The 26,032-nt window shown below is 43.1% G+C and carries 23 protein-coding genes; 6 read left to right on the top strand and 17 right to left on the bottom strand.

Annotated features, from left to right (window positions below):
• Positions 1–222 (bottom strand): helix-turn-helix domain-containing protein (locus tag T344_RS30425; RefSeq protein WP_027629426.1); only part of this gene is annotated, 222 nt, incomplete at its 3' end.
• Positions 223–459: 237 nt separating this feature from the next.
• Between T344_RS30425 and T344_RS0115175 the strand changes: the two genes are divergently transcribed.
• Both T344_RS0115175 and T344_RS0115165 read left to right on the top strand, forming a co-directional pair.
• Entirely contained in the window at positions 460–1,785 is a 1,326-nt protein-coding gene (locus tag T344_RS0115175) for a D-alanyl-D-alanine carboxypeptidase family protein (RefSeq protein WP_027629425.1), read from the top strand.
• 310 nt (positions 1,786–2,095) lie between these two features.
• A complete protein-coding gene (locus T344_RS0115165; RefSeq protein ID WP_027629423.1) occupies positions 2,096–3,886 on the top strand; it encodes a dockerin type I domain-containing protein in 1,791 nt (596 codons plus the stop codon).
• 105 nt (positions 3,887–3,991) lie between these two features.
• Here the strand turns inward: T344_RS0115165 and T344_RS0115160 are convergent, their stop codons facing one another.
• Together T344_RS0115160 and T344_RS0115155 are read right to left on the bottom strand one after the other, a co-directional pair.
• Entirely contained in the window at positions 3,992–7,045 is a 3,054-nt protein-coding gene (locus T344_RS0115160; protein ID WP_027629422.1) for an FtsX-like permease family protein, read from the bottom strand.
• Positions 7,039–7,740 (bottom strand): ABC transporter ATP-binding protein, encoded by a 702-nt coding sequence (locus tag T344_RS0115155; protein ID WP_027629421.1) that lies wholly within the window; start codon positions 7,738–7,740, stop codon positions 7,039–7,041. The genes T344_RS0115160 and T344_RS0115155 overlap by 7 nt, the downstream gene beginning before the upstream one ends.
• A gap of 174 nt (positions 7,741–7,914) precedes the next feature.
• On the opposite strand from T344_RS0115155, the gene T344_RS0115150 reads away from it, so the two are divergent.
• Positions 7,915–8,487 (top strand): TetR/AcrR family transcriptional regulator, encoded by a 573-nt coding sequence (locus tag T344_RS0115150; protein ID WP_027629420.1) that lies wholly within the window; start codon positions 7,915–7,917, stop codon positions 8,485–8,487.
• Positions 8,488–8,497: 10 nt separating this feature from the next.
• Here the strand turns inward: T344_RS0115150 and T344_RS28405 are convergent, their stop codons facing one another.
• Both T344_RS28405 and T344_RS0115140 read right to left on the bottom strand, forming a co-directional pair.
• Positions 8,498–8,971 carry an SPASM domain-containing protein gene (locus T344_RS28405; protein WP_051571923.1) on the bottom strand — a complete coding sequence of 158 codons (474 nt, stop codon included), beginning with the start codon at positions 8,969–8,971 and terminating at the stop codon, positions 8,498–8,500.
• A gap of 92 nt (positions 8,972–9,063) precedes the next feature.
• On the bottom strand, positions 9,064–9,249 hold the full coding sequence (locus T344_RS0115140; RefSeq protein WP_004630129.1) for an aspartyl-phosphate phosphatase Spo0E family protein: 186 nt from the start codon (positions 9,247–9,249) through the stop codon (positions 9,064–9,066).
• Positions 9,250–9,400: 151 nt separating this feature from the next.
• Here T344_RS0115140 and T344_RS0115135 point away from each other — a divergent pair, with 151 nt between their 5' ends.
• From T344_RS0115135 to T344_RS0115125, 3 genes are all read left to right on the top strand, one after another.
• Entirely contained in the window at positions 9,401–9,634 is a 234-nt protein-coding gene (locus T344_RS0115135; RefSeq protein ID WP_027629418.1) for a helix-turn-helix domain-containing protein, read from the top strand.
• Between the two features lie 114 nt (positions 9,635–9,748).
• Positions 9,749–10,159 carry an RrF2 family transcriptional regulator gene (locus T344_RS0115130; RefSeq protein WP_027629417.1) on the top strand — a complete coding sequence of 137 codons (411 nt, stop codon included), beginning with the start codon at positions 9,749–9,751 and terminating at the stop codon, positions 10,157–10,159.
• Positions 10,160–10,251: 92 nt separating this feature from the next.
• Positions 10,252–10,863: a class I SAM-dependent methyltransferase gene (locus T344_RS0115125; RefSeq protein WP_027629416.1), complete on the top strand. Its 612-nt coding sequence runs from the start codon at positions 10,252–10,254 to the stop codon at positions 10,861–10,863.
• A gap of 56 nt (positions 10,864–10,919) precedes the next feature.
• Here T344_RS0115125 and T344_RS0115120 read toward each other — a convergent pair whose 3' ends face one another.
• The 12 genes from T344_RS0115120 to T344_RS0115060 form a co-directional block, all read right to left on the bottom strand.
• Complete coding sequence (locus T344_RS0115120; RefSeq protein WP_027629415.1) at positions 10,920–11,534, bottom strand: KpsF/GutQ family sugar-phosphate isomerase; 615 nt, start codon at positions 11,532–11,534, stop codon at positions 10,920–10,922.
• Entirely contained in the window at positions 11,531–12,526 is a 996-nt protein-coding gene (gene rbsK, locus T344_RS0115115) for a ribokinase (protein ID WP_027629414.1), read from the bottom strand. Before rbsK ends, T344_RS0115120 begins: the two co-directional genes overlap by 4 nt.
• A gap of 4 nt (positions 12,527–12,530) precedes the next feature.
• Complete coding sequence (locus T344_RS0115110) at positions 12,531–12,980, bottom strand: RbsD/FucU family protein (RefSeq protein WP_027629413.1); 450 nt, start codon at positions 12,978–12,980, stop codon at positions 12,531–12,533.
• Positions 12,981–13,164: 184 nt separating this feature from the next.
• The gene (locus tag T344_RS0115105; protein ID WP_027629412.1) at positions 13,165–14,514 is read right to left on the bottom strand and encodes an ABC transporter substrate-binding protein; all 1,350 of its coding nucleotides are present in this window, start codon (positions 14,512–14,514) and stop codon (positions 13,165–13,167) included.
• Between the two features lie 58 nt (positions 14,515–14,572).
• A complete protein-coding gene (locus T344_RS0115100) occupies positions 14,573–15,367 on the bottom strand; it encodes a response regulator transcription factor (RefSeq protein ID WP_027629411.1) in 795 nt (264 codons plus the stop codon).
• On the bottom strand, positions 15,345–17,129 hold the full coding sequence (locus T344_RS0115095; protein WP_027629410.1) for a sensor histidine kinase: 1,785 nt from the start codon (positions 17,127–17,129) through the stop codon (positions 15,345–15,347). The genes T344_RS0115100 and T344_RS0115095 overlap by 23 nt, the downstream gene beginning before the upstream one ends.
• Before the next feature lie 183 nt (positions 17,130–17,312).
• A complete protein-coding gene (locus T344_RS0115090) occupies positions 17,313–18,485 on the bottom strand; it encodes a phosphopentomutase (protein ID WP_084331249.1) in 1,173 nt (390 codons plus the stop codon).
• 11 nt (positions 18,486–18,496) lie between these two features.
• Complete coding sequence (locus T344_RS0115085) at positions 18,497–21,253, bottom strand: GH36-type glycosyl hydrolase domain-containing protein (RefSeq protein ID WP_027629408.1); 2,757 nt, start codon at positions 21,251–21,253, stop codon at positions 18,497–18,499.
• A 61-nt stretch (positions 21,254–21,314) separates the two neighbouring features.
• Positions 21,315–22,172 carry a carbohydrate ABC transporter permease gene (locus T344_RS0115080; protein WP_051571921.1) on the bottom strand — a complete coding sequence of 286 codons (858 nt, stop codon included), beginning with the start codon at positions 22,170–22,172 and terminating at the stop codon, positions 21,315–21,317.
• A 7-nt stretch (positions 22,173–22,179) separates the two neighbouring features.
• Complete coding sequence (locus T344_RS0115075; RefSeq protein ID WP_051571919.1) at positions 22,180–23,085, bottom strand: carbohydrate ABC transporter permease; 906 nt, start codon at positions 23,083–23,085, stop codon at positions 22,180–22,182.
• Between the two features lie 135 nt (positions 23,086–23,220).
• The gene (locus T344_RS0115070; RefSeq protein WP_027629405.1) at positions 23,221–24,540 is read right to left on the bottom strand and encodes an extracellular solute-binding protein; all 1,320 of its coding nucleotides are present in this window, start codon (positions 24,538–24,540) and stop codon (positions 23,221–23,223) included.
• Positions 24,541–24,723: 183 nt separating this feature from the next.
• Positions 24,724–25,995, bottom strand: coding sequence for a response regulator transcription factor (locus T344_RS0115060; protein ID WP_027629404.1), 1,272 nt, complete (start codon positions 25,993–25,995; stop codon positions 24,724–24,726).
• Positions 25,996–26,032: the final 37 nt, after the last annotated feature.

Here is a 26,032-nt window from a genome sequence, read left to right as displayed (position 1 = left end):
AAGGCAGCATTTACCACGATGAACACAGTGATTAGGAGATACAAAATCGTTTCTAGGAGTAAGAGCACGATGCCTTTTGACCTCTTTTGAAATAGTAGTAGGATCTTTACATAAATATTTCGCAATCTCTTTAAAAGGTAATTTGTTGTCTAGTGATTTTTCAATAAAAACTCTGTTATCTAGGGTAAGATGCTTTTGGTTTCCTGGTATTAAGTCAGACATAATTAACTCCTTTCACTGCGGATATGGAAACCAATTTAATTCTATATCAGGTGGTGGAATTTATGTAAGACTAAATTCTATTTAAACTTTTTAAAACTGGAATTTACTTTTTCATTCAAGGATTATAGCATAATGATGCCCATATGTTTACAATTAAAACCTATTTCTGCTATACTATTGTTTGTCTTAATTTTTTTGCAATATAAATCATATTTTATAAGCTATACAGGTGCCGATATGAAGAAAATAGTTATCTCTGCTTTTATACTGCTGATTTTTTTACTTTTTGGGACACCGGCATTCGCTGATGTTATAACTACGGATGCTCACTCTTACATACTAATGGATGCCAAAACAGGCCAGGTGCTTTGTGAAAAAAGCGCCGACGACAAGTTATATCCTGCCAGCACAACAAAGATTTTGACAGCCGTTGTCGCACTGGAAAAAGGTGATTTGAACCAGATGATGGTTGCCAGCAAGGAAGCCGTCAAGGATATCGGACCGGATGGTATGAATATCTTTATAGGTGCCGGTGAAATATTGCGCATGGAAGATTTATTGAATGCCATGCTTATCCAGTCGGCAAATGAAACGGCAAATATACTGGCGGAAAACCTTGCACCCACCCGCAAGGATTTTATAGATATGATGAATGAAAAAGCCAGGGAATTGGGGGCCACCAATACCCATTTTACAAATCCGAACGGAATGCACGATGATGAGCACTATACAACTGCACGGGATCTGTCAAACATAGCACGATATGCCATGACAATTCCCAAATTCCGCGAGATTGTTTCAAAAACTTCATATAATATGGCCCCGACAAATATGCACAAAAAATGGGATGAGCTCTATACAACCAACAAATTTTTGTACAGGACATCAGACTATTTCACAAAAGTAACAGGTATCAAATCAGGTTTTACCAGCCAGGCCGGTTTCAATCTTGTATCTTCGGCAGTAAATAAAGACGGCATGGAGCTTATCGCTGTGGTATTGGGAGAAAAAGACCATACTAAAAGCCGGGTCGACAACGATTCAAAAAAACTTTTGGAATACGGGTTTCAAAACTTTTGTGCTCAAACGTTGATTGATGCGGGGAAAGCTGTCAGTAATGTCACTGTTGCCGGAGCTGCCGGTACAACAAATGTAGATCTGGTTACAAAAAATGAATTTGCCTGCGTCCTTCCTCTTGATTCCAACCTGTGGAATATAAACTTCTCCGACAATATAGAGCCGAAGATTGAAGCCCCCATAAAAAAGGGAGATGTACTGGGTTACAGGGCTTATGAGAGAAATGGTACCGAACTTGGAAAGGTTGAACTTGTGGCTGCAAGCAGTGTTGAAAAGAAAACTGCCGAAGGTGCGAGTGACAGCAAAAGCCAATTAGCCGAAAACAAGCAGCAAAAAAGTTCTCTGCTCATTAATATAATAAAAATCGTTCTTATTATTATCCTGGGATTAATCCTTCTGCGCATTGTGCTGCGATTTATTTCACGAAGTATAAAAGCGAGAAGACGCAAAAATAATATTTATGACAATAAGATAAAGTTCAAATAGGATTGTATTAAACAGTATGATAAAATAAAGCTGACATAAAATCACACAAAATTTCCAAGTTTTGTGTGATTTTATTCCATTTTTAGTGTTCAAATTCCAGATTATGTGTTAGACTATAAATAGTTGGACAGCTTTGTAGTAACATCCTTTGCTTTTCATAAATATTTCAAGCAAGATATTTTGCCTTTTAATATTGTATTTTTCACACTGAATTCCCCCTTCTCTTATTTTCAGTATTACAAAGTGTTTATACTTTGTCTGGCATTTGTTATTTAATAAACAAATATACTGAAAGGAGAATACCCCCCTCATGGAAAAATTAAAAAAGTACATTTTCAAAACCTGCCCTAAAAGCGGCAAAATTACCGGATTCAACTTCAAATCACGCCTTTTGTGGCTGTTTTTCCCTGCCATCGGACTGTTTGCTTTGATCTGGTTTTTGGTCAGAGTCATTCCCAAACCAAGCAGGGCCAGTTATCCATGCCAGCAGATGGCCGCCCCCATCGCAGCCAGTTTTGTTTTATGGATAGCCGGAGGTTTCGGCTCGGCATTGCTTTTGAAAAAGGCAGGTAAAAAAATCCGGCAGTCCAGGTTTGTTTCAGCAGGCGCTTTAATCGCACTGGGCCTGGCTGTGATCATAACCTGGTCTTTTCAGATGTTTCCGTTAAACAGCTCGGCCTATACCTTCAAGGACGGACCAAACCAACCTATTGGCCAGGGGCGCGGAGTTTTCCCGGGAAGAGTCTCCTGGGTGCATGATCCCAATTCCACCTCCTTCAATTTCAGCGGTAACTGGTGGGAAGATGCATACAATAATCAAAGCGCCATAAATACAATGGTCTCCTGTGCCATAAAAAATGTTTCGGGCAAAACCGACGATTCAGCCGCCTGGGATGAGATATTCAAAAACTTCAACCAACGGACGGGAAAGGGCAATGTGGGATACCAGCCCAATGAAAAGATTGCAATTAAAATCAACCAGAACAATACCACCGGCCACTCCAACACCAATCAGATAAATGCCTCACCCCAACTGGTCCTCTCTCTTTTGAAAAGCCTCATGGATTCGGCGGGAGTGAGCCAGAGCAGTATTACGGTTTTTGACTCCAGCAGGTTTATAACCGACAATATTTACAACAAATGCCATGCCCTGTACCCCAATGTCATTTTTGTAGACAATATCGGGGGAGACGGCAGAGTGAAGTCCACATATGTAAATAATGCAATTCCCTTTTCAATAAACAACGGCAACCAGCAAACAGGAATCTGCAGCAGTGCCGTCAATGCGAATTATATTATCAATATGGCGCTGCTGAAAGGTCATGCCGGACAGGGTGTTACTCTTTGCGGTAAAAATTTCTTTGGTGCTACCAGTATAAACTCGAACTTTATGCTCAATTCACATAACAATTTCGATTCACCCCGTGACGGCAATCCCAAATTTATGACATTCACAGATTTCCTTGGCCACAAGGATCTGGGTGAAAAAACTGTCCTATATATGATAGACGCCCTGTATGGGAATGATGTCGTGGCAGGAACACCGCATGTAAAATGGCAAATGGCCCCCTTTAACAGCGATTGGCCCTCCAGCTTATTTGTATCCCAGGACGGAGTTGCAATTGATTCTGTGGGTATAGATTTTTTGAAGACCGAATTTACAAATCTGGCAGATATGAATTACTGCGATACATATCTGCACGAAGCGGCAAAAGCGGACAAGCCTGACTCGGGAACAGTTTATGACCCTGAAAGAGACGGCATCAGATGCAAGAGCCTGGGTACCCATGAACACTGGAACAATGCAACCGATAAGAAGTATTCCAGGAATCTTGGCAGAAACACCGGTATTGAGCTGGTTTATACAGACCCTGCCCAAACCCCGGCCATCCTTTATGGGGATGTAAATGAGGATACCAGGGTAGACGCCCTTGATCTGGCCCTGCTAAAGAGTTATCTTCTGAATTTGGCTTCCCTGTCCGAAAACGGGCTGAAAGCCGCCGATGTAAATCAGGACAATTCTGTGGATGCAACAGATCTGGTGCTGCTGAAGGCATACCTGGCGGGAACTGTAAATACCCTTCCGGCAAAGGGACTGTAAGGTGCCTCAAAAAAGGGTTGGCCAGCCAACCCTTTTTGATTTATTATTTTAATCTTTTCTGCCGGATGTGTGCCATGTGAAGCTCCGTTCTATTTCTGCCTTGGCTTATTCCACAGACTTCAGCGACTCAATCATATCGATTGTCTGCAATTTAAAATAAGTAACTATCTGCATAATTACAGTAAATACAATGGTAAGCAGACTGGCCAGAATAAAGCTGGGCCACTTGATCACCTTGAAAAACAAAGGTGCAAATTCCCCAACAACATCTACGACAAAACCGTGCAGGAATATCCCCAAAACCAGGCCCACTCCAATACTGATCAAAGTCAGGATAAAGGCCTCCCGGTAGATGTAGCCGTTGGTCTCCCCGTCTGTAAAGCCCAGTACCTTGAGGGTTGCAATCTCTCTCGTCCTCTCGCTTATGTTAATTGATGTCAGATTATACAGGACAATGACTGCCAATAGTGAGGCTACCACCACAATCAAAATGATGATGCTGTTTAAGCGTTCACCGCTTTCAAGGGCTTTTTGCATAACGTCACCGGTATATACCACATTCAATACCAGGTCACTGTCTATGAGATGCCGGGCCAAAGCTTTTTCATCTCCGCTGTGATTGGATACAATTGCATTATAGGCTGCAGCTTTGCCGAAAACCTTGTTATACATGGCATTGTTCATGTATATATAATTGGAGGTATAGTTTTCGGCTACATCGCTTACAGTCAGCTTATACTCATTATTGTCGGCATCTTTTACGGCTATGGTATCACCTTTTTCAATACCGGAAACCTCCGATAAGCCCTGTGTAATGATAACGCCGCTGTCCTGCAGGGATAACCTGCTCCCGTCGGCTTTGTCTTTCAGATTGTAATAATCATAAAAATCCTTCTCATTTTCAGGCACAATCAAAAAGAGATTCTGGGACTTGTCATCGCTTTCATGCTTAAAAGCGGTTTGCCTTATCAGAAGAGGTTCCTTTATCTGTTCCTGCTCCAGCAGACTTTTCAGTTCTCCGTCAAGCTCCCTGGTCTCTTCATTCAGGATGATCATGTTGTTGTAGCGGAAGATTTCTCCGAACTGCTTTTCTGCAACACCATTCATGCTGTCTCTCAGACCGAAGCCTGCCAGCAGCAATGAAGTGCAGCCTGCCACTCCCACTATGGTCATAAATGCCCTTTTCTTATACCTGAACATATTCCGCATGGTAACCTTCCAGGTGAAGGAAAGTTTTTTCCACACCGGACCGATTTTCTCCAGTAAAATGGTCTGCCCCTTTTGAGGCGGCACCGGACGCATCAAGGTTGCCGGCTCCTGTTTCAGCTCGCTGTTGCACGAAATGATGGTTACAAAAGTCATAAGCAGCAGGGCAACCGCTAAAATCAACAAAAACAGCGGCATATAATATTGGATTACCAGTGACGGAAGTATAAACTGGAAGTTTGAATAGATAAGGGGCGGTATAACACCGCATCCTGCAAAAAATCCGGCTGCCGCCCCTAAACCCGTGGCAGACAAAACATAGAAAAGATATGTCGTGATTATGCTGTTGTCCTTATAACCAAGCGAGGTCAGGGTTCCCAGTTCGCTCCGTTCTTCTGCTATCATCCTGGCCATTGAGTTGGAAGTCATGAGCACCACGATAAGTATGAAAAAGAAGGGTAAGACGGCGGCAACCGCAGTAATCACATCTATTCCGGATTTCAATTCGCTGTAGCCCACTGCGGTATCCCTGTCTAAAATATACCACTGTGGTTTTTCAATTTCTGAAATGTCTGTTTTTGCCTTGTCTATCTTGGATTGGGCGTCAGATATCTCTGTATTGAATTTTTCCAGGTTTTCGTTATATTCCCTGTATCCGGCATTGAGTTTCTTTTCATTTTCGGTTATTTCAGTTTTGCCTTCCTGAATTTTAATTTTTGCCTTTGCTATTTCAGAGTTAAAGGTATCAATACCCTTGTTCAGCTCAGCTTCCTGAATGGTTAACATATCAATGGAGGACTTGAGCTTTAAAAGTCCTTTGTACGACTCCGAATATTGCCCCAGTGCGGCACTGAGCCGGGTATGTTCGTCACTGCCGGCCGGAAGCTGCTCCAGCTGTGTCTGCATGGCCCCTATGGCCGAGTCCAGCTCCTTGATTTTTGTGCCTAGCTCCTCCCTTTTAATTCCGTTTTGTGTCAACGCTGAATTTATTTCATTCCAGCCGCCGCCAATTTCAGTTTTAGCAGATTCAAACCGGGCATTTTGCTTTTCGGTATTTTTTTGCAGCTCCCATTCGTTTTGAGCAAGCTCAGCTTTTCCGTCCTTCAGTTTCTGAGCATTTTTATCAAGCTCGGCTTTTGCATTGTCAAGCTTTTTTTTGCCTTTTGCCCTTTCATCACTGAGTTTTGCCTGGTTTTTACCGATCTCATCATTTGCTTTAGTGTAAATCTCCTGATACCGGGCATCCTCCCTGCCGGATTTTATTTTAACCAGTTCATCCCTGAGCCCGGATGCTGCCTTGTCATAAGCCTTTGAATATGCAGCTGCAGCTTTTGTATCCCTTGCGGTAATATAAATCTCAGTATAGGCCTCCAGAATGAAATTACTTTTTTCAACAAATATAAAGGAAGCCAGCTTACCGTCGCCAATGGTAGTACTTCCGTAATCCTCAGCCAGGTATAATACCGACTCGGCCGTACCAACAACGGTGAATTCGCTGTTCCTCAATTTTTCATCTATATCACTTGTAATCCTGATTTTATCGCCTGTCTTGTAAGTCCTGTCATCAGCAATACACTCATTTTCCTTTTGAGGCATCCTGCCGCTGATCAGCTTGACTCTGTTGACCGTCTGCTCTATTGCATGGACGCGAATGGCTTTATCCTGGTCCAGAACATCCAGGGAATAGCTTGGGACAACGGCATTTGCATTGTTCAAAGCCTTAACCGCATTGACATCCCCGTCGGTAAGGCCCATTGAACTGACGATTTTAAAATCTGTGAGGTTATAGTCTTTATAATAATTATCGGCTACCGAGATCATATCAGGTGCAGTTGTCTGTATTCCGGCAAAAAACCCCACACCTATCATAACTATAATAAACAGTGACAAATACCTGCCAAAGGATTTCCTTATTTTTTTCAAAGTGTTTTTAAACAGCAAGCCAATCACCACACAATCTCTTCCGCTTTTTTAGGATTTTTATTGACCGAAACATCCTTCACAGTTCCGTTTTTTATTTTGATTACTTTATCGGCTATATCCGCAATTACGGCATTATGGGTAATCAGAACCGTGGTCATACCCATTTCCCTGCAGGTTTTCTGCAGAAGTCCGATGATCCGCTGTCCTGTCAGACTGTCCAGCGCACCGGTGGGCTCATCACACAGAAGCAGCTTGGGATTTTTTGCTATGGCCCTTGCTATGGCAACACGCTGCTGTTCTCCCCCTGATAACTGGGAAGGAAAGTTTTTCATGCGTTCAGACAGTCCCACCTGTTCCAGTATGGCTTCAGGCTTCAGAGAATCGGGGCAGATCTGGCAGGCCAGCTCAACATTTTCAAGTGCGGTCAGATTTCCCACCAGGTTATAAAACTGGAATACAAATCCGATATCCCTGCGCCGGTAATCCACCAGCTTCCTTTTGCTGTATTTATGAATTGGATTTCCGTCCACCATTATACTGCCTCCGCTTGGACTGTCCATCCCTCCGAGCAGGTTCAATACTGTTGTCTTCCCTGCACCTGAGGGACCTAATATGACAACAAGTTCACCTTTTTCCACTGAAAAAGAACAATTATCAACTGCCGTAATTCTAACATCTCCAACTACATATTCCTTTTTTATTTTTTCAAATTCAATGAGTGCCATCCATTTGCCTCCATATTTATTAAACACTGTGTTGACAATTATACTAATGTATATTATATTGACATTATGAATCAAAAACAACAATCATATATTTTATATCTGTAAGCTTCTCAACAAATATTAAAAATATGTTTAAAAAATATCAAATTAATTTTTGGTAACAGGGGGATCGGTATGGAGGGCAGGAAACTGGACAGGCGCGTGAAATATACCAAGATGGTTATTAAAGACAGCTTTGTTAAGTTCTTAAAACAAAAACCCATTTCAAAAATATCGGTTAAGGAAATCTGTGACGATGCGGATATCAATCGCGCCACTTTTTATTCCCATTATCTGGATCAGTATGATTTGCTCCAACGCATTGAAAACGAAATAATTGATGATATCAACGAATATTTAAAAGGCTATGATTTTAAAGACAATAAGCTTATTCCTGTTGAAATGATTGAGAAGATACTTGTATATATAGAGGATAATGCTGAAGTTTTTGACCTTTTGCTGAATTTAAACGGGGACATGAAGTTCCAGCAGGAGGTAATAAAAATCATAGGCAGGCAGCACTTTATTTCCATGCTGGAAAATGACTCCCTGAATAAGGAAGACGCCGAATATATATTCCGTTTCTTAGCAAGCGGTTCTGTCGGCGTCATCCAGATGTGGCTTAAAGACGGTTTGAAAAAGCCCGTCAGGGTGGTGGCGGAAATAATACTGAAAACGGCGTTCAACGGCAGAGCAGGGTTCATGTGAAAAGCTGCCGTCAGCCATTTCTCACCATGAGATATTGAGCCATTCTTTTCAGCCTTTCCCCGGAATAATCAAAGAAATCCTTATATGCTGAGCAATAGTAGTTCAGCACGGGCCGGCCATTTTCAAAGGGCTCCCTTGTCCTTCTGCAGCCGCCCCGGCACAGTTGAAAATGCCGGCACTCCCTGCACTCTGGATCAATAATTTTAGATACCTCCACAAATCCGGTTCCGTTCCGGGAGTTTTTCATTTCATCAAACCCCGTATCCCGTATATTGCCAAGATACCAATCAAGGGATATACCCACCAGGAATTTGCCGGCGGCAAGGAACCGGGACCATTGCTCATCAATTACCATGCCGTTTGTTTGTATGGAATTATTCACCTTTATATTCTTTGAATTATATTTTTTCTGATATTCCACAAGCTCCTTATAAAAATCAAGACCCGCAAGTGTCGGCCCTCCGCCCTGAAAAGCAAATGTCATGAACCTTCGGCATACATAGAGTTGCATTGAAATTATTTTTGATATTATCAAACCGGCATATTATTGTCAAATACGCACTTATTTATATTTCTTCAATTATTTTTATTCCCCTGCTCTGTCTGCTTTATATCTTTACCTTTTTTGAGCTGCAGCTTTGTAAACTCTGCAATATGGTCATCAAGTTCTTCACTTTTCTTTAAAATTTCCGAATAATCCGAATTCTCAAGAATCAGAGAATTCAATTTTTCCCGTAATTTTTCAATGTCGTTTTTTTTCAATTCCATACCCCTCACTTAAAAGTAGATAACAATACTTTTCGAATATAACATAATTTTTCATTTCTGACGACTATAGTCGGTTTATAAAAAGTTGCTTTTGTTTAAACTTTGGATATGATATCAAAATAAAATCATACAGGAGCAATAATTTATGCTATTAGAAGAGTCCTTAGCCACCGTATTGAAAAAATATAGATCACAATGTAACCTCTCCCAGGAAGAATTGGCTTTCCGGTGTGAGCTTGACAGAACATATATCAGCCTTATAGAAAGGAAAAAAAGAAAGCCCACTCTGAATGTGATTTTTAATATATGCAGAAATTTAAATATTAAACCAAGTCTACTCGTTAAAGAAATTGAAGATCTGATGCAGCAGGATGTATGAAAATAGGAATTAATCCTTATTACTGACAATACAAAAAATTAATTGACAAAAGAAATCTTTAGAATATAATTATAGATAAATCAAGTCTCTAATATCTATCAAGGAGGTGTTGTTTTGAAATATACCAAAGCTACAAATTATGCGCTGCATATCATGGCATATATTATCAGCCTGGAGGGCAGCGCAAACTTGAGCCTGCAGCCGCTGGCAAGCCATATGAATATATCGCATACCTACCTGTCCAAGGTATTGACACAGCTTGTCAAGGCAGGGCTCATCCAGTCAACTCCCGGCATGAACGGAGGATATTGTCTGCGGAAAAAGAAGGAGGATATATCTTTTTGGGATGTGACACAGGCCATAGAGGGAAGCGCCTCACTTTTTACCTGTGAGATGGGTGAGGCGGAATGCAGGCTGCAGCAAGTTATGCGCGGAGCAGAATCATGCATGGAATCCTATCTGAAAGCTAAAAAGCTCTATGATGTTGTCAGAGAAATTCCCTCACAGGGCACCTTGGAAAAATAGCTTATACAGAATTTTTTTACTCCATTACAGATAATTACAGTCTGTAATATATATGTTATTATTACATTACTACTTTTATAAGGAGGATTTACATGTCAAAACAGAATCATGACACAATGGATGAACAGAATTTCAAGAATAAGATAGAATTTCTGGATGGAGCTGAGAGAAGAAGACTTCTTCCCCCGGAGGAAATACTGAATATACTGCCCATAAAAAAAACCCACACCATTCTGGATGCGGGGGCCGGTTCGGGTTATTTGACGGTTCCTGCGGCAAAACTGGTAAATGGTGCCGTCTATGCACTGGATATGGATGAACGGATGCTGGATGTGATTGCTGCCAAAGCCAGGGCAGAAAATATCACTAACATAAAATTGGTACCGGGCAGCATTGACGAAATACCATTGCCGGAGGAATCAGCGGATATTGTCCTGGCTTCCCTCATCCTGCATGAGGTAAGACCGCTGTCCAGGGTCCTTCAGCAAATACGCCGGGTGCTGAAGGAGGATGGGCATTTCCTGTGCCTGGAATACCAAAAAGAGGAAGGGACAGTCCCCGGACCTCCCATGCATATACGCATCCACTCCTCCGAAATGGAGCAGGAATTGCTTAATGCCGGATTTCATGAAGTCCAAAAGCTATACCATGGGAAATCAATCTATATCATTACCGCAAAAAAGACGGCAGTTCAAGTCGGGTAATCGCAATGAACAGTGTACAATGAACTATGGCATGGCATCAGGCGTCATAAGCTTTTTTATTTTTCTGTCTCTCTCAGCTGCCCCAGGGTTCCTCCGGGATGCCACCTGACGTATTGCTTTGGTGTGATTTCCTTAATTTCCTGAAGTATGATGCTTAAACCTTGCAGCACCAATATTTCAGCAATAATTGACGCCCTGGGGGCACGGTTGAGAGTGTCTCCCTCATGTTCCACTCCTGCAAACAAAAAAGAGTCTCCCTCTTTTGCAAGCCAGGAAGCAGTGTTTCCTGTAACGGCAATTATCTTTGCTCCGTTATTTTTAAGTGCAGTAACTGTCGCTTTGAGTTCAGCTGTTTCTCCGCTGTTGGATATGGCTATTACCACATCCCCCGGTCTCACCTGCCCCGAAGAGCCATGAACGGCTTCAGTGCCGTGGAGCTCATAGGTGGGTGTGCCGGTGGATGACAGGAGAGATGCTATGTATCCCGCCACATGCCCCGGTTTTCCAATGCCGGTTATATGCAGTCTGTTTCCGTTTTTTTCTGCCTCCAGTATGATATTCACCGTTTTTTCATAAGACTTTATATCTATATTTTCCAAAAAATTTTTTAATTCTGCTGAAGATGTATTTATGAAGGCTTTCAATATACTCTCCTGACTTTCAGACCTCATATTACCACCCTCCTGTAATTTTGACCCTTCCTCCTGACAGAATCCATCAATTCGGCCACTTCACTGTATGTGGGCAGAGATGGCTGCGCACCCAGTCTCGATACCGTTATTGTGGCCGCATAACTGGCAAACTCCATTGCATCTTCTTCTGACATTCCCGAACATATGGCGGTACAGAAAGCACCTACAAAGGAATCTCCCGCAGCCGTAGGATCAACTACCTCCACAACATCGATGCAGGGATGAAAAATATACCTGTCCCCGGTTGCCATCACAACCCCATTGCTTCCGAGAGTAACTATGACATTTTTAACCCCTCTGTCTAAAAAGTAACCTGCCGCGTTTTTTACTGTGGAAAAGTCAATACCGCTGCTATCCGCAACTATATTTATTCCGGTCATATCAAACGCCTCGTGCTCATTGGGCGAAATATAGGTGAGCTTTGACATAATCTCCTGGCTGACAGGTCTTGAAGGTGCCGAATTCAGCATTACCGGCACTCCTTTGGAATAAGCCAAATCTATGACGGCTTCGTTTACTTCGGCAGGAATTTCATTCTGAAGAATAACCATGTCATACTTTGAAATTTCATTTCTGAGAAACTCTATATCATCGGGAGCCAGGGTCATATTTGCACCCGGAAGGATAAGAATCCTGTTTTTGGTTTTCTGTCCATCCCTTGCTTCAAGGGTTATGTTGCCCACGCCCGAAGCCGTATTTTTGTCCTTTATGATATGGTCCACATTTACATTGGCGGCAGATAAGGCCTCTGTCATCAGGGTGCCGAAAATGTCGTCACCCACCTTCCCCACCATGGTTACCTCGGCCCCCAGCAGGGCGGCCTGCACGGCCTGATTTGCGCCCTTGCCCCCCGATGCGGTGCTGAAGGACCGGCCGGTTATTGTCTCTCCCTCTCCGGGAACTTTATCTGTTCTGGAAATCAAATCCATCATAAAACTCCCCACAACGAGAATTTTCGGCTTCTTATCCATTTAATCACTCTTTCGCTTTAATATTTTTACAAAACAGGGTATCCACTACACCCACGGTCAAAAGAATATTGGCATAGGTTCTCTGTTCACCGGTGGCAATTGCCAGCTTAATATCGGATTTCCTGCATTCGTCATAGAATTCAAACCGGCCCAATTTTCTGAATTCAATCCCATCCTCCAGTATTTTGCCGAATTCAGCAAAAATAGCAGGCTCTCCGGAATTATCCGGACTCATGACCTCAGCTTTTTCAATGGCTATGGTTTCCTCCAGCACCTTTAAAACATCGGTTACAAGAGGTATTCCATGGGTAAGGTTCAGGTAAATCAGCCGCGTATCGGTTCCGGTATTTGAGTCCAGCGGGTAATTTCCGTCGGCAATGAGTATCCTGTCACCGTGCCCGCACTCTGCCAGTCCCCTTAAAATTTCAGAATGTGTACATGTTGTCTTAAGCATATTTCGCCTCCCTTCACAAAAATACTTCAAGTATATATTCTTTCTGATTTAATTTTAGCTTTACAGCAAGTTTGTTTAAATTGGGTAATACTCGGATTTGGTTTGTGTTTCTCGGATGTTTGGGTGCATTAAAAAACACCGTTGGCGGATAGCGCTTACGGTGTTAATAATCATCCTCTGTATTTTATTTTGAATTCATCCGCTTCAGGGTTTCGTTCATCTGTGCCGAATATTCCTTCATGGCCTCCCGGGGCTCCTTGCCATAGGCTACATCATTAAAGCACTTTTGTATGGATACCGAAATTTCAGGATACGCCGCTGTTATTGGTCTTACTTTTGCTGTTTTTTCCAGCTGCTCCAGAATCATCGGATAAGGGTATTCCTTTAAAAAAGGCGCCTTGTCAAACAACGATTTTCTATTGGGCAATGCCCCTCCTTCGATAATATCAATCAGCTGCCCTTCCTTGCCGGTTTTAGCCAGTATTACCCTCATGGCAGCCGCCTTGTCGGCAGCCTTGTTGGTTATGGAATAGCCCCAGCCTCCCGAGTTTGACGCAAGTCTTTCCCCTTTGGGCAGCGGCATTGCTCCCCAGTTCAAATCAGGAACCGTTTTTAAAGTACTGATGATCCACGGTCCGGTGATCCACATAGCGATTTTTCCGGTCTGAAAGCCGTTTGGAATCTCGGTCAGAGGAGCCGATTTGTCTATTATAAACATCCGGCGGAAAAGCTTTAATGCATTTAAATTCTTCTCACTGTTAAAATAGCCGTCCACAGTGGTCCCTTCGGGATTCATTATTTCGGCCCCTGCCTGCCAGGTCCAGGTATTGGACACGTAGCTCTGACCTTCATGCGCGATATTAGGCCCCGCCATTAAAGGCAGTATTCCGTATACTGCAGTCTTACCGCTTGCATCCTTCCGGGTCAGCTTTTTGGCGGCCTCAACCGTCTGTTCCCAGGTCCAGGCATCCTCCAAGCCATGGGCAGGCTCCAAACCCGCCTCTTCAAGCATGTCTCTGTTATAGAACAGGACACTGTTCGTCTCCTCGTGCTGTGCCCCCCATATCTGTCCTTTATAGGTCCACCCCTGCCTGACAGCGTCTATTATATCCTCACGGTCCGACGCATCCCATACATCATCCAGGGGCACTATGGCTCCGCTTTCGGCATAGGCCGATACATTGGGGGAATCAACGCCTATTACATCGGGAAGCTCCCCCGAGGACATGGCCACCTTAAGCTTGCTCTCATATTGTATATTGGGAATATAATTCATCCTGACATCTATTTCATCCTTGATCAGCTCATTGCACTTTTTATCCGCTCTCCTCACATAATCACCGTCTACGGCCCATACCTCAACGGCTTTCTTCTTGGCTGCGCCCGACGGTTCTGCGGCTTTTGATGAATCCTCCGAGGCAGATGGCGGGCGGGTATTTGAAAATTCATAAGTATCAGTACAGCCTGTCAAATATGTTGTCAGAAAAAATGATAAAATAATTATTAACGCAGGTATATTCCTGGCTCTTCCCATTTTTATTTCCTCCCAGCACTTTTTATTTGAAAACTGCCATAAACGGATAAAATAAATACTACCGGCTGCTGATATTATAGTCTTTTGGGGACACACCCGTTATTTCCTTAAAAACCTGGCTGAAATGCTTTGAATCGGAATATCCGACCATTTCCGCGATCTGATAGATTTTTAAATCCATACGCTTCAGCAATTCAATCGCCTTTTTCACCCTGTATTTTTTTAAATATTCGGTGAAATTTTCACCCAGTTCGGCCTTGAAGATTTCACTGAGGTAGTTGATATTTAAATACACCTTTTCCGAAGCTTCTTTCAAGGATATATTTTTTGAATAATTTTCTTCAATGTAGTTCAGAACCTCTCCGATTATTTTTGTCCTATGCTTTTGTTTTTGGCCGGCGTCCTGTTCCTTCAGCAGCGGTATGCTTGATTTCAGCCTTTTTACCTGCTCCTCCTGTTCAAGCCTGGCCCTGCGTCTTTCCAGCACAAATTCCTCCGCCTTTTCAAGTGCTGCATATATCTCCATGTACTTCATTGGCTTTAATAAATAGTTATACACGCCCAGGTCGATGGCCTTCTGGGCCAGATTGAATTCAGCATAGCCGCTGAACACAAATATTACGATATCCGGAAACTCCTCCTTGACAAGCCTGCTCATTTCAAGCCCGTCCATATCAGGCATCTTTATATCTGTTATAACAATATCGGGCCTGGAGCTCCGGATTACCTCAAGCCCCTGTACTCCGTTCACTGCAGTTCCCACTACCTGCCAGTCCCTGCCGGCAGACTTGAGAACGGTTTTCATTCCGTCCAGCACGATCTGTTCATCATCAACTATTACTATGTTCAGCATGCACTATCCCCCCAGGCTGTGATACTTTTGGGACATTTATATTAACACAGGTACCTTCTCCCAGTTTGCTTTCAACCGTTATTCCATACTTTGCGCCATAGAACATTTTTATTCTCTCGTTAACATTATTCAAACCAATACCGGGTTTTTTCAGAGAAGAAGTATCGGCTCTGTTCAACAGGTGTTTGACTTCCCGTTCGGACATACCCTTGCCGTTATCAATGATCTGAATTATTATTTCCTCTTCCTTTTCATATACCTTGATTATTATAAGCCCCTTCTGGGACTGGAATTCCAGGCCGTGTTTTATGGCATTTTCCACAATGGGCTGGATCAACAGCTTCATGATATAGCAGTCATTGGCGGCTTCCTCAACCTCGTACTCCACATCCAGCCTGTCTTTGAACCTGGTTTTCTGGATATAAAGATAATTATCTATCTGTTTCAATTCCTCCCTGACCGTGACCTGATCACCGCTCTTGCTTATGCTGTAGCGCAGCATATCGCTGAGTGCCACTACCAGATTTGAAATTTCGTTCTGCTCGGCTATTACAAGCATCCAGTATATGGTGTCAAGGGTATTATATAAAAAATGAGGATTTATTTTGGCGTTAAGATTTTCAAGCTGGGCCTGTTTAAGCTGTATCTCTTCTATATAAACCTTGCCGATAAGTTCTTTAAGGCTGCTGGTCATATAATTGAAGCCGTCACTGAGATCCTTCAGTTCATCGTTTGTCCTGGCTTCATATTTTACATCCAGATTTCCTTTTGCAACCACCTTTACCAGCTTGGTCATTTCTCTTATGGGTTTTGTTATTTTAGTGGATATTAGGAATGATATTGTGGATGAAAGAGCTATTACGACTATTCCTACCACAATAGCCATCATTTTTATGCTTCCGGTCTGGTACAGCACGTCCTTTAAAGGTATTGTGGCCGCCACCTTCCATCCGTTTCTGCCCGAGGTGTCATAAATCAATACGTTTTTCAGTCCGTTTATGTCAATGTAAGAGTATCCGGCATCTCCGGTATTAACGATGTCAAAAACCGGCTGCTCAATTTTTGCAGATGTTTTTTCTCTTTCGGAAGAAGTCATTATAACCCCTTCTTTATTTATTATATATATTTGTCCGTTCTTGCCCAGACTTATATTTTTTATAAATTCATAGAGCTTATCCTCTTCCACATCCATTAAAAGTATGCCCTTAATGCCTGGCTGGAAGGAGTCTTTAAAGCTTCTAATACCAGAAAATATTTTAAGGCTCTGCTGACTGTCCGAAAGATAATAAGTCTGTGGGTAAATACCGCTCCAGTGAATCCTGCTGTCTTCTATCCGGTAGGCATCTATCAGGCCCTCCCGGTTTAAATCCCTGATGCTGTTTATACTGCTTGTAAAGGGATAATGATATACATCTCCGTCCACACCAAAGTAGTGAATGGCCAGCAGATCCCCTTCTATTACGGTCAAATTCTGAACCTGCTCTGCGAAAAGTCTGGGATAATTTATGTTTTCACCATACCCCTTTGTAAGTATTTTTTCCATTTCAGAACCCAGAATAAGGTTCAAAGAGTACTTGTCTATTTTTTCCAGAAACATATCTATCCGGTTCAGGGAATCGGATATTGTCCTGTCGGTTAATGCTATAAAATTCTTTTCTATAATCGAAGAAGCGACCCAATACGCAAAATAGCTGAAAAAGGATGTCAGAGTTATGTTTATAATAATAAAGGCTATCATTATCTTGGATTTGATACTTTTCATGTAATATTCCTCTAAATTTAGAAAATCTGAAATCCATCCCGGAATTGCGTGAGAGCTGTTTATCTGAGATTATATAACATCCCCCGGGCAAGTGCAAAACAATAATACCCAATATACTGATATACTGAAAATATTAAAGGTTTTGAGCCGCTTCTTCAACAAGAAAATTTTAGTGTTTTTAGCTTATGGTTTAATTTCACCGAAAAAACTTTTTCCCGGGAACTTATAAGGAATATTAAAAATTTCAGCAATGGTGCAGGCTATATCCGAGAAGGTCCCTCTCGTACCCAGATTCACATCCTGTTTTATATTTCTGCCGTATAACAGCAATGGCACATATTCCCTCGAGTGATCGGTACTGGGTGTAACCGGATCACATCCATGATCGGCGGTGATGATAAGAAGGTCGTCGTCTCTCAATCGGCTTGTCAGGCCGCCCAGTCCGGCATCGAACTCTTCAATTGCCTTTTTGTAACCCGGTGCATTGTTTCTATGCCCGTAAAGCATGTCGAAATCCACCAGATTGGTAAATATCAGGCCCCTGTCCAGTTTCTCCAGATACTCACCTGTAAGCTCCATTCCGTGTTGGTTATTTGACGTATGAACCGCCTCGGTAATACCCCTCCGTGAGAAAATATCCTCGATCTTTCCCACGGCAGCCACAGGCAGGCCCTTTTGCTGCAATTCATCCAGTATCGTCGTTGAAACAGGCTCCATGGAAAAATCCCTCCTGCCGCCCGTTCTCCGGAAATCCGGATATTGGCCTGTGAAAGGTCTTGCGACCACTCTTCCCACACCATGCTTTCCCTTGAGGATTCCTCTTGCTTGTTTGCACATATCATAGAGCCTGCCAAGGGGAATGATGTCCTCATGGGCGGCAATTTGAAAGACGCTGTCGGCCGAGGTATATACAATGGGATAGCCGGTATTGACATGCTCCTGCCCAAGAACCTTTATAATTTCAGTACCCGAGGCGGCATAATTTCCTAAAATATCCGTCCCGGCCGCGGCTTTAAATTCATCGATTATTTCGCCGGGAAAACCCGACGGGTAGACCGGAAACGGCTCTTTCAGCTGTATTCCCGCCATCTCCCAATGACCTGTTATTGTATCCTTTCCCTTTGATACTTCGGCCATCCTTCCATAGCAGCCATGAATGCGGGAAGGTATATCCAGGTAATCGACCCCTTCGATTTTTCCGAACCCAAGCCTGCAGAGATTGGGTATATCCAGCTTCCCGCAGGCCTTTACGATATTCCCTACCGTATTGCTCCCCTGATCTCCGTAGCAGTCCGCATCCGGCAATTCTCCAATTCCCACGCTGTCCAGTACTACAAGTATTACTCTGTTAATCATCCAATCACCTGCTAAACCAATTCTATTTCTATTTCATTATCCGTTTGAAGGTGCTGTTCAATATATTCCTTCGAAAATCTAACTGTCGATCCGGTTTGATCACAGAAACTCTCCTCAACCGGCCGACTGTTGAATTTCACCTTTCCAAGCCTGTATTCACCCCAGTCAAGTCCCTTTTCATTAATAACGGTCAATCTCATATTCTTTCTCAGGTATACAAAATCAACCCTGATTTCCTTATCCTCCCCGAATTGTTCCTTTACCAGTTTGGGTGAGATACTCAGGTCTCCCAGATTGGGCTTGATTCCCAGAATCTCTGTTATTATACTGAAAATCAGCCATGAAGCCGATCCGGTAAGATAGTTGTAGCTCCCCCTTGCGGATTTGGAGTCAATTGACGCCGGAACTCCGGGGAATATCCTGCTCTGTTCGGAATTCATGCACAGGCCCGTAAGGGTTGAAAATACCTCATACCCTTCCCTGACAAGGTTATTGGCATATAGGCCGTTCATGTACTTAACCACCATGTGATTATACTGGCCGCCGTTCTCACGGGTTTTAAAAGCCAGCCCGAAGCCCCTGCCCATCACGTCGATAAGGTCAGGCTCCCTGTGATCCGATCTTAAAATATATCCGCCGAATTCATTCCTGAGATATTTATTTACGCTTCTGTGTATTTCCCTTGCCCTGTCCTGTCCGGTCAAGCCTAAAACCATAAGGTAGGCCTGGGGAGTCAGGCTGATGTTGACAGTCCCCTGTCCATTTTTTCCGCCCAGCCTCCTGAACGTATCTGTGTAATAACCGTTATAGAAGGAAAAATCCTTATCCACTGTTATATATTCCTGTGTCCTGACCAACTCGGCCGCAAATACCGACTTTTCCCTCAAGTCCTCAATCAAACGCTTTATATCCACTTTGACTTTTCTTCCAGAGAAACCTTTATCCAGTATGTCATAGTACTGTTGGAGCCTTTTCTGCTTCTGCCTGAAATCACTGTAATCAACGGTATTTTTACCGTCAAGCCTGTCCAGTAAAACCAGCATTTCCTCAAAGAGCTCAACAGACTCGCTGCCTTTTGCATGGAGTATCTCAAGGCATTCACATACACCTTCCAGGTTGGCTGCATAGAAAGCCGTAAATTGAACGGTTTCTCCGTTTTCTCTCGCCATGTCCATGGTGTCGTCCCAGTCACCGGCTTCCAGCAGTGTGATGTTGTGAATTCCCACATTGTAAAAGGAAGTAAGATTTTGTATGAGCAGATGCTCCAGCACCGAGCCGTAATAAAGCTCTCCGTTTTCAGTTTTCTGCTTCAGCCCGTATTCGGAATTCCATGAGCTGTCGGTACCTTTTCCCCGTCTGGTTATGTTGTCCTTGTAATAGGAGACCTGTTCAAAAAGTATGTCCAAATCTCCGGTTAAATCCATATACAGCCTGGTTGTAAAATACGGCCAGACGCCGTGGTCCGACCAGGTGCGGCCCAGATTGCTCCTATGGGCGAATTCCCCCGGCCTGTCTCCCACCAGTGTGGCATTTGAGCCATCCAGCTTTACACCGTTATAGTTGTTCATTATATCCTGCTTTGTGCTGTATGGATCGGCAATTATGATTGCCAGCAAATCCTGCCATAATTCTCTCCAGTACCTCTTGCCCGTGCCATAGCCATAGTCGGGCAAATAACTGCTCCCGAACACCTTCCTTAAAAATGGCTGAAAATTTACCCACTTCAGGAACTTGTTCAATTCCTGGTCTGCAAACTCGAACTTAACCAGGTCGACATAGTTCTGCCAGTATTCCCTGGTTTCATTCAAGGTATTGTCAAATTTTCCGGCGGTGTTATATTTTTTTAAAGCCCATTCTTCTACATCACTGTATTCGTCAGTAATGCCCTGAACAATTATGAATTCCCTGGTTTCACCGGGTTTGATTGCAGCAGCTGAAAATTTGACGGCTCCCACCGCCTCCTCACCGGTCAGCTCCATTTCATTGAAGTCCATGGGCGCCTTGTTTTTATATACCGCCTCTGGAGCTTCCAGCGAACCGTTTTCACCTATGTAGTCGTACATCCTGCCCCAGCCGCCGGCAGCCGGCTCTCCTCGGCCTGTAAAGCCCATAACCGCATATTTTGTATTATTTTGATAACATTTTTTTTCGTCGTGTATCATGAAGGGCTGTACAATAACCCCATGGGGATTTGGAATAAGTCTGTTGCAAAGGGTGCTTACATCCCTGTGATCCCTCAGGTTCAAAGTACTGCGTCCATAAACCGGGACCGCATAGAAGGTATCGACCTCGATTTCGTCAGCGCCCATGTTGGTTATCCCTATTTTGACCAATTCCACAGCGTCATCATTTGAGGGGATAAAAACTGTGATATCCGATTTGATTTTATATTCGGCACTCACCCTGCTCAATTTTATCCAGCCTATCCCTGCATTTATTTCGGCCTCTTCATCATCAATACCTTTAATGCTTTTAAGCTGGTGTTCCGCACTGGAACCGGTGCAGCACCATATCCCCCTGTCTTTTATGCTCAGCCATACATTTCTCCCATCCTTGCAATGATGTAGATCCTCCGTGCTTTTCGGTACGGTGAGATATTTGTTGTAATCCAGCAGTATATCTCCCTTCAATTCGGGAGTGACATAGGATTTCAGATTATTGTTGCATAGGGGAAAGTACATTCTTGAGTTCATTACAGGATTTTTCATCAGTAATGAACCATCCTTTTTATCAGTAAAAGTCCATCCAAACTCATTTTTTATTGCCATGATATTCTCTCCTTATTTTTATTTGATGCCAAACAGCTGTCTGAGAGATTTTTCTCATCTATTATTTCAGACCTGTAGTCGCAATATTTTCAACGATATGTTTTTGGAAAATCAGGTAAATAATCAGTATGGGAACAATTGAAAGGGACACTCCTGCATACAGAACACCGTAGTCGGTGGTGTACAGGCCCATTGAAAGTCTTGTCAATGCCACCTGCAGCAGCATTTTACCCTCGTCATTTATAAATGTAACCGGAACTATAAAACTGTCCCATTGCTGCAGGAACACAAGTAGCCCAAGTGTCAGCAGCGGTGTCTTGGCCAGAGGCATGTATATCCTGGAGAATATCTTAAAATGCCCGCAGCCGTCCAGAATTGCAGCTTCGTCAAGCTCCTTGGGGACATTGCTGAAAAACTGCCTCATGAAAAATATCCCGAAAGGTGAAGCTAAAAAGGGCAAAATCAGCGAAATATAAGTATCGGATAACTTCAAATCCACCAGCGTAAGATACAGGGATATTATGAGAATTTCAATGGGCAGCATTAACATGGAAATAAAAATCATAAATATAAAGCCCTTGCCCACAAAATTGATCCTTGCAAAGGCATATCCCGTAAGGGAGTTGATTACCAGACTTCCGGCCGTTACACTAAAGGCAACAATGAGTGTATTTATTATAATTTGCACCATGTTCAGCTGCTGGAACATCCGGTCAAAATTTACAAGTGTAAATTCCTTTGGAATAAATGTATATAGGGACAGGTCTGTAAACTGGCCTATTTCCGCATTTGGGCGGAAGGCATTTCCAACTACCCATATAAAAGGCACTGTAACCAGCAGGGCTACCAATGTCAAAAATATGTACATGGCAAACCTTAGAATAATGTTGGTTCTTCTGGCTTTAGAATTTGTATCCATCTTTTTCCTACCTTCCCTCCTCGTTATTTCTGCCGTCTATTTTAAATTGAAGGAACGTTATTATGATTATTATCAGGAAGAGTACCGTAGACATTGCTGTGGCCGGCCCCACCTGCTGCAAGCGGAAAGCCTGTCTCCAGATATAATGCACCGCAGTATCGGTGGAACCTAAAGGCCCGCCTGCAGTCATTGTAAAAGATGGGATAAACAGCTTGATGGCGTCCATTGTGGTGATTATTACCACAAAAATAGTTACCTTCCGCAACATGGGTATGGTTATATGGAAAAATCTCTGTACATTGTTGGCACCGTCTATATAGCTGGCCTCCTGAACCTCTCTCGGTATTTCCTGCAGCCCGCTTATGAAGATTACCATAAAGTAGCCCCAGGACTTCCATATACAGGTAATACCAACCGCTATAAGGGCCTGGCTTTTGGAGGAAAGGAATTGAAACGGTCCCAGATTAAGTAGGCCCAAAACCGAATTTGCAAGCCCGAAGGTTGGGTTGTATATCTGTTTCCACATAATGGCTACCGCTACAAAGGAGGTTATGGCAGGAATAAAGTATATTGTTCTGAACAGTTTCATACCCTGAAGCTTTTGGTTTACAAACACTGCCATTATCATTGAAATGATTGTCTGTACGGGTACAATAAACAAAGCCAGCTTGAAAGTCACCACAAGAGAATTGAGAAAATCCCCGTTGTCGGGCAGTGACTTAAAGTTGGCAAATCCCACGAAACCCATCTTTCCCGACATCAGATTATAATCCGTATATGCCAGGCTGAAGAGCTCGATTGCAGGATATATAAAAAACACACCGATTATTACCAGCGCAGGAAGAATAAAAAGATAACCCTGAAAATTCTCCATCACCGTCTTGCCGATTCTACGATTATTTAAGTTTGTCATTTTTTCACCTCAATGTGACCGATATGGCAGTAATTCCGGTACAATACCAATTACCGCCTCTGGAAACCAATAGTCCAGGTTTCAGACCGGAGCCTTTCAAACTCAGGAACCTGAAACCCGAACCTCCGGTTTATATTACTTGGCGGCTGCCAACGCTTCGTTCATCTTTTTTGTTGCCTTTTCCACAGCCTTGTTGACATCTTCACCAAAGGCAACTTCGGCAAAGCAATTGGTCAAGGCTTCCGAAATCTGCGGATATGCAGGTGTAACAGGTCTCGCTTTTGCTGTTTTTACCAGCTGGCTGTTAATTATATCAAATGGATATTCCTTGTAAGCAGGATCGGCTTCCAGGACAGATTTTCTGGCCGGAAGGTTTCCGGTTTTTGTGCACCACACAGCCTGCCCGTCCTTGCCTGTAATGGCCTGAAGCACTTTGTACGCATTGTCCTTGTTGGCTGAGGCCTTTGCTATTGCTATATTCCAGCTGCCTGCACCTGAAGCGCCCTTGGCATCCTGAGGCATTGGAGTTGCGCCCCACTTGACATCAGGAAAATCTTTTTTCCAGTTTCCTATGCACCAGGGTCCGTTGGTCCACATAACAACCTTTCCGGTTTCAAAGGCATTTACAATATCCTCAGTGGTGGCATAACCGTTTTTAAAAAGATCGGCATAGAACTGAATGCCCTTCTTTGAGGCTTCACTGTCAAAATAGCCTGTAGCCGTGGTGCCGTCAGGTGACAGAACATCTCCGCCCGACATCCATAACCAGAGCATCTGTGTATAGGTCATTCCCTCATTCTTGTTTGCAAGTGAGAACATCTGGGGCTGTATTGCATATCTTTTACCGGGTATTGTAACTTTTTTGCAAACTTCCATTAATTCGTCAAAGCTCCAGGCATCCTCCACCTTGGTTGGAGCTACAATTCCCAGTTCGTCAAAAACCGTTTTGTTGTAGAAAAGTACTGTGTTGGATTCATTCAAGGGTGCAGCCCATATCTTGCCGTTCCAGGTCATGGCTGCTTTTGATGCGTCAACCAGGTCATCAAAGTCCTGTTTGTCCCAATACCCGTCAAGGGGCTCCAATACATCACTGGCTGCATAGCTGGCTATATTGGGTCCGTCCAGAAGAATCAAATCTGTAGAAGTGCCTGAACCAAATGCCATTTTGATTTTGTTTTCGTATTCATTCTGCGGATACTCGATGATTTCCAGCTGGGTATCGAGCTTTGCGGATGCGACTGCTGCAAGTAACGCATCCTTGGGCTGATCCGGAAAGGATGCCAGTGTCACCTTTGCGGAAGCTCCGGCCGATCCGCCCGAAGCGGCTGCCTGTGAGGTCTGCGCAGCAGTCTGTGCTGCGGTTGACTGTGTGCCTGCAGTATTGCTGCTCCCGCAGCCGGCGGCCAAAGGCACCACCATAAATACCGATAAAGCCAGTGCAATTAATTTTTTCATAACATATCCTCCTTTAATATTGACTTACGCTTAAATTATAAGCCAGGAGGCCTCATATTGATTTTCACTATCTTTGGATAACTTTATAAAAATATTGGGTAATAGCAAAATTACTCCGGCAGCAAAAAAAAGCTGCGCCAGATCAACTCCGCACAGCTTTTTTACACATTCTCCCTCATTCGGTTAATTTTCCAATTGATCACGATAGCTTTTAGGTGTCACACCGGTCACTTTTTTAAAAAGAGAACTGAAATAGCCCTGTTCCTTTATTCCTACCTGATAGGCCACCTCATACAGTTTCAAGGATTTATCCTTCAACAGCTCCTTTGATCTGGCAATACGTTTATCCCGTATATACTGGCTGAAGGTCATGCCCACTTCCCTGCTGAAAAGATCCGACAAATACCAGACATTGAGATAGACCGCTTCGGCCACTTCTTTTAAGGAAATGTCCTCCTGGTAATTCTTATCGATATATTCAATGGCTTCGGCTATGGATTTCGAATATGCATTTTGATTGACATCATATTTTAAATCCTGAAAATATAAAATAGGTTCGTTGTTATTCACAGCTTTATCCAGAGCATAACTGGCCTGATTATAGCAGTCAAACAGTTCCTCTATTTCAGTCTTTACCTCACTTGCGCCAATATGTATTTTTACTTCGAATTTTTCCCACAGCATATTGACTGCCCGGAGGGATAAGTCTCTGACATAATCCTGCCAGCTGTCTTTGAGGAAGTTGTTTTCGGAAATGACAGTAAAATTTTGAATGCTTTCGGTAAGAAGTATATAGTGGCCTGCTTCATTTATAATTTCAGAAAAAATATTCTTTACTATAAAATCCATCAGCACAACATCCTCATAATTGGAACCGAAATTTTTGTTTTGGGACTCATAGTTCACATTGAGCACCATGAAGGTCTTAAAGTCTATTTCGTATTCAGTGCATTTCTGCAGGACATCCACACTTACAGGCAATAACCCGTTCATAACGTCCCGGAGAAATTTTTCTCTTAACGCTGTCTTGTTTTCACCGAGTTTTTTAATCAGATCATTTTGAAAATTCTGCTTTTCCCTTCTCTCCCTCAAATGCGTTTCAGCTCTTGTAAGGCTTTCAATGATGTCGTTATACCGTGTGGGCTTAAGCAGATAGTCAAATATATTCAGTTTGATTGCCTTTTGGGCATAATCAAATTCCGAATAGCCGGTGAGGAGTATCACCAGGATATCCTGATTTATCTTTCTGATTTTTTCGGCCAGCTCTATACCCGAGATGTTATACATGCGGATATCTGTTATGACTACATCAGGGCAGAGTTTTTCAATAACCGGCAGGGCATCTTCACCGCTGTTGCATTCCGCAACAATGGACCAATCCCTGTCTAACCGTTTTATAACGGTACTGATCCCCTGCAGCACGATACTTTCATCATCTACCAATATAATTTTCATAATAAGCCCCCCTCTATATTTTATCCTATAGCAGCGG

It is taken from the genome of Ruminiclostridium cellobioparum DSM 1351 = ATCC 15832 (assembly GCF_000621505.1).
Lineage (GTDB): Bacteria > Bacillota > Clostridia > Acetivibrionales > DSM-1351 > Ruminiclostridium > Ruminiclostridium cellobioparum.
This window is presented reverse-complemented; position numbering and strand designations above follow the sequence as displayed.

Coding starts and splice junctions, on each gene's coding strand:
- T344_RS28405 (WP_051571923.1), bottom strand. CDS start 8,971: ATGACATTTGCTTTTCAGGGCGGAGGGCCGACACTTGCGGGTCTTGAT.
- T344_RS0115150 (WP_027629420.1), top strand. CDS start 7,915: ATGGAGGGCAGGAAACTGGACAGGCGCGTGAAATATACCAAGATGGTT.
- T344_RS0115060 (WP_027629404.1), bottom strand. CDS start 25,995: ATGAAAATTATATTGGTAGATGATGAAAGTATCGTGCTGCAGGGGATC.
- T344_RS0115070 (WP_027629405.1), bottom strand. CDS start 24,540: ATGAAAAAATTAATTGCACTGGCTTTATCGGTATTTATGGTGGTGCCT.
- T344_RS0115090 (WP_084331249.1), bottom strand. CDS start 18,485: ATGATTAACAGAGTAATACTTGTAGTACTGGACAGCGTGGGAATTGGA.
- T344_RS0115120 (WP_027629415.1), bottom strand. CDS start 11,534: ATGAGGTCTGAAAGTCAGGAGAGTATATTGAAAGCCTTCATAAATACA.
- T344_RS0115105 (WP_027629412.1), bottom strand. CDS start 14,514: ATGGGAAGAGCCAGGAATATACCTGCGTTAATAATTATTTTATCATTT.
- T344_RS0115080 (WP_051571921.1), bottom strand. CDS start 22,172: ATGGATACAAATTCTAAAGCCAGAAGAACCAACATTATTCTAAGGTTT.
- T344_RS0115175 (WP_027629425.1), top strand. CDS start 460: ATGAAGAAAATAGTTATCTCTGCTTTTATACTGCTGATTTTTTTACTT.
- T344_RS0115165 (WP_027629423.1), top strand. CDS start 2,096: ATGGAAAAATTAAAAAAGTACATTTTCAAAACCTGCCCTAAAAGCGGC.
- T344_RS0115085 (WP_027629408.1), bottom strand. CDS start 21,253: ATGGCAATAAAAAATGAGTTTGGATGGACTTTTACTGATAAAAAGGAT.
- T344_RS0115110 (WP_027629413.1), bottom strand. CDS start 12,980: ATGCTTAAGACAACATGTACACATTCTGAAATTTTAAGGGGACTGGCA.
- T344_RS0115100 (WP_027629411.1), bottom strand. CDS start 15,367: ATGCTGAACATAGTAATAGTTGATGATGAACAGATCGTGCTGGACGGA.
- T344_RS0115075 (WP_051571919.1), bottom strand. CDS start 23,085: ATGACAAACTTAAATAATCGTAGAATCGGCAAGACGGTGATGGAGAAT.
- T344_RS0115095 (WP_027629410.1), bottom strand. CDS start 17,129: ATGAAAAGTATCAAATCCAAGATAATGATAGCCTTTATTATTATAAAC.
- T344_RS0115125 (WP_027629416.1), top strand. CDS start 10,252: ATGTCAAAACAGAATCATGACACAATGGATGAACAGAATTTCAAGAAT.
- rbsK (WP_027629414.1), bottom strand. CDS start 12,526: ATGGATAAGAAGCCGAAAATTCTCGTTGTGGGGAGTTTTATGATGGAT.
- T344_RS0115135 (WP_027629418.1), top strand. CDS start 9,401: ATGCTATTAGAAGAGTCCTTAGCCACCGTATTGAAAAAATATAGATCA.
- T344_RS0115155 (WP_027629421.1), bottom strand. CDS start 7,740: ATGGCACTCATTGAATTTGAAAAAATAAAAAAGGAATATGTAGTTGGA.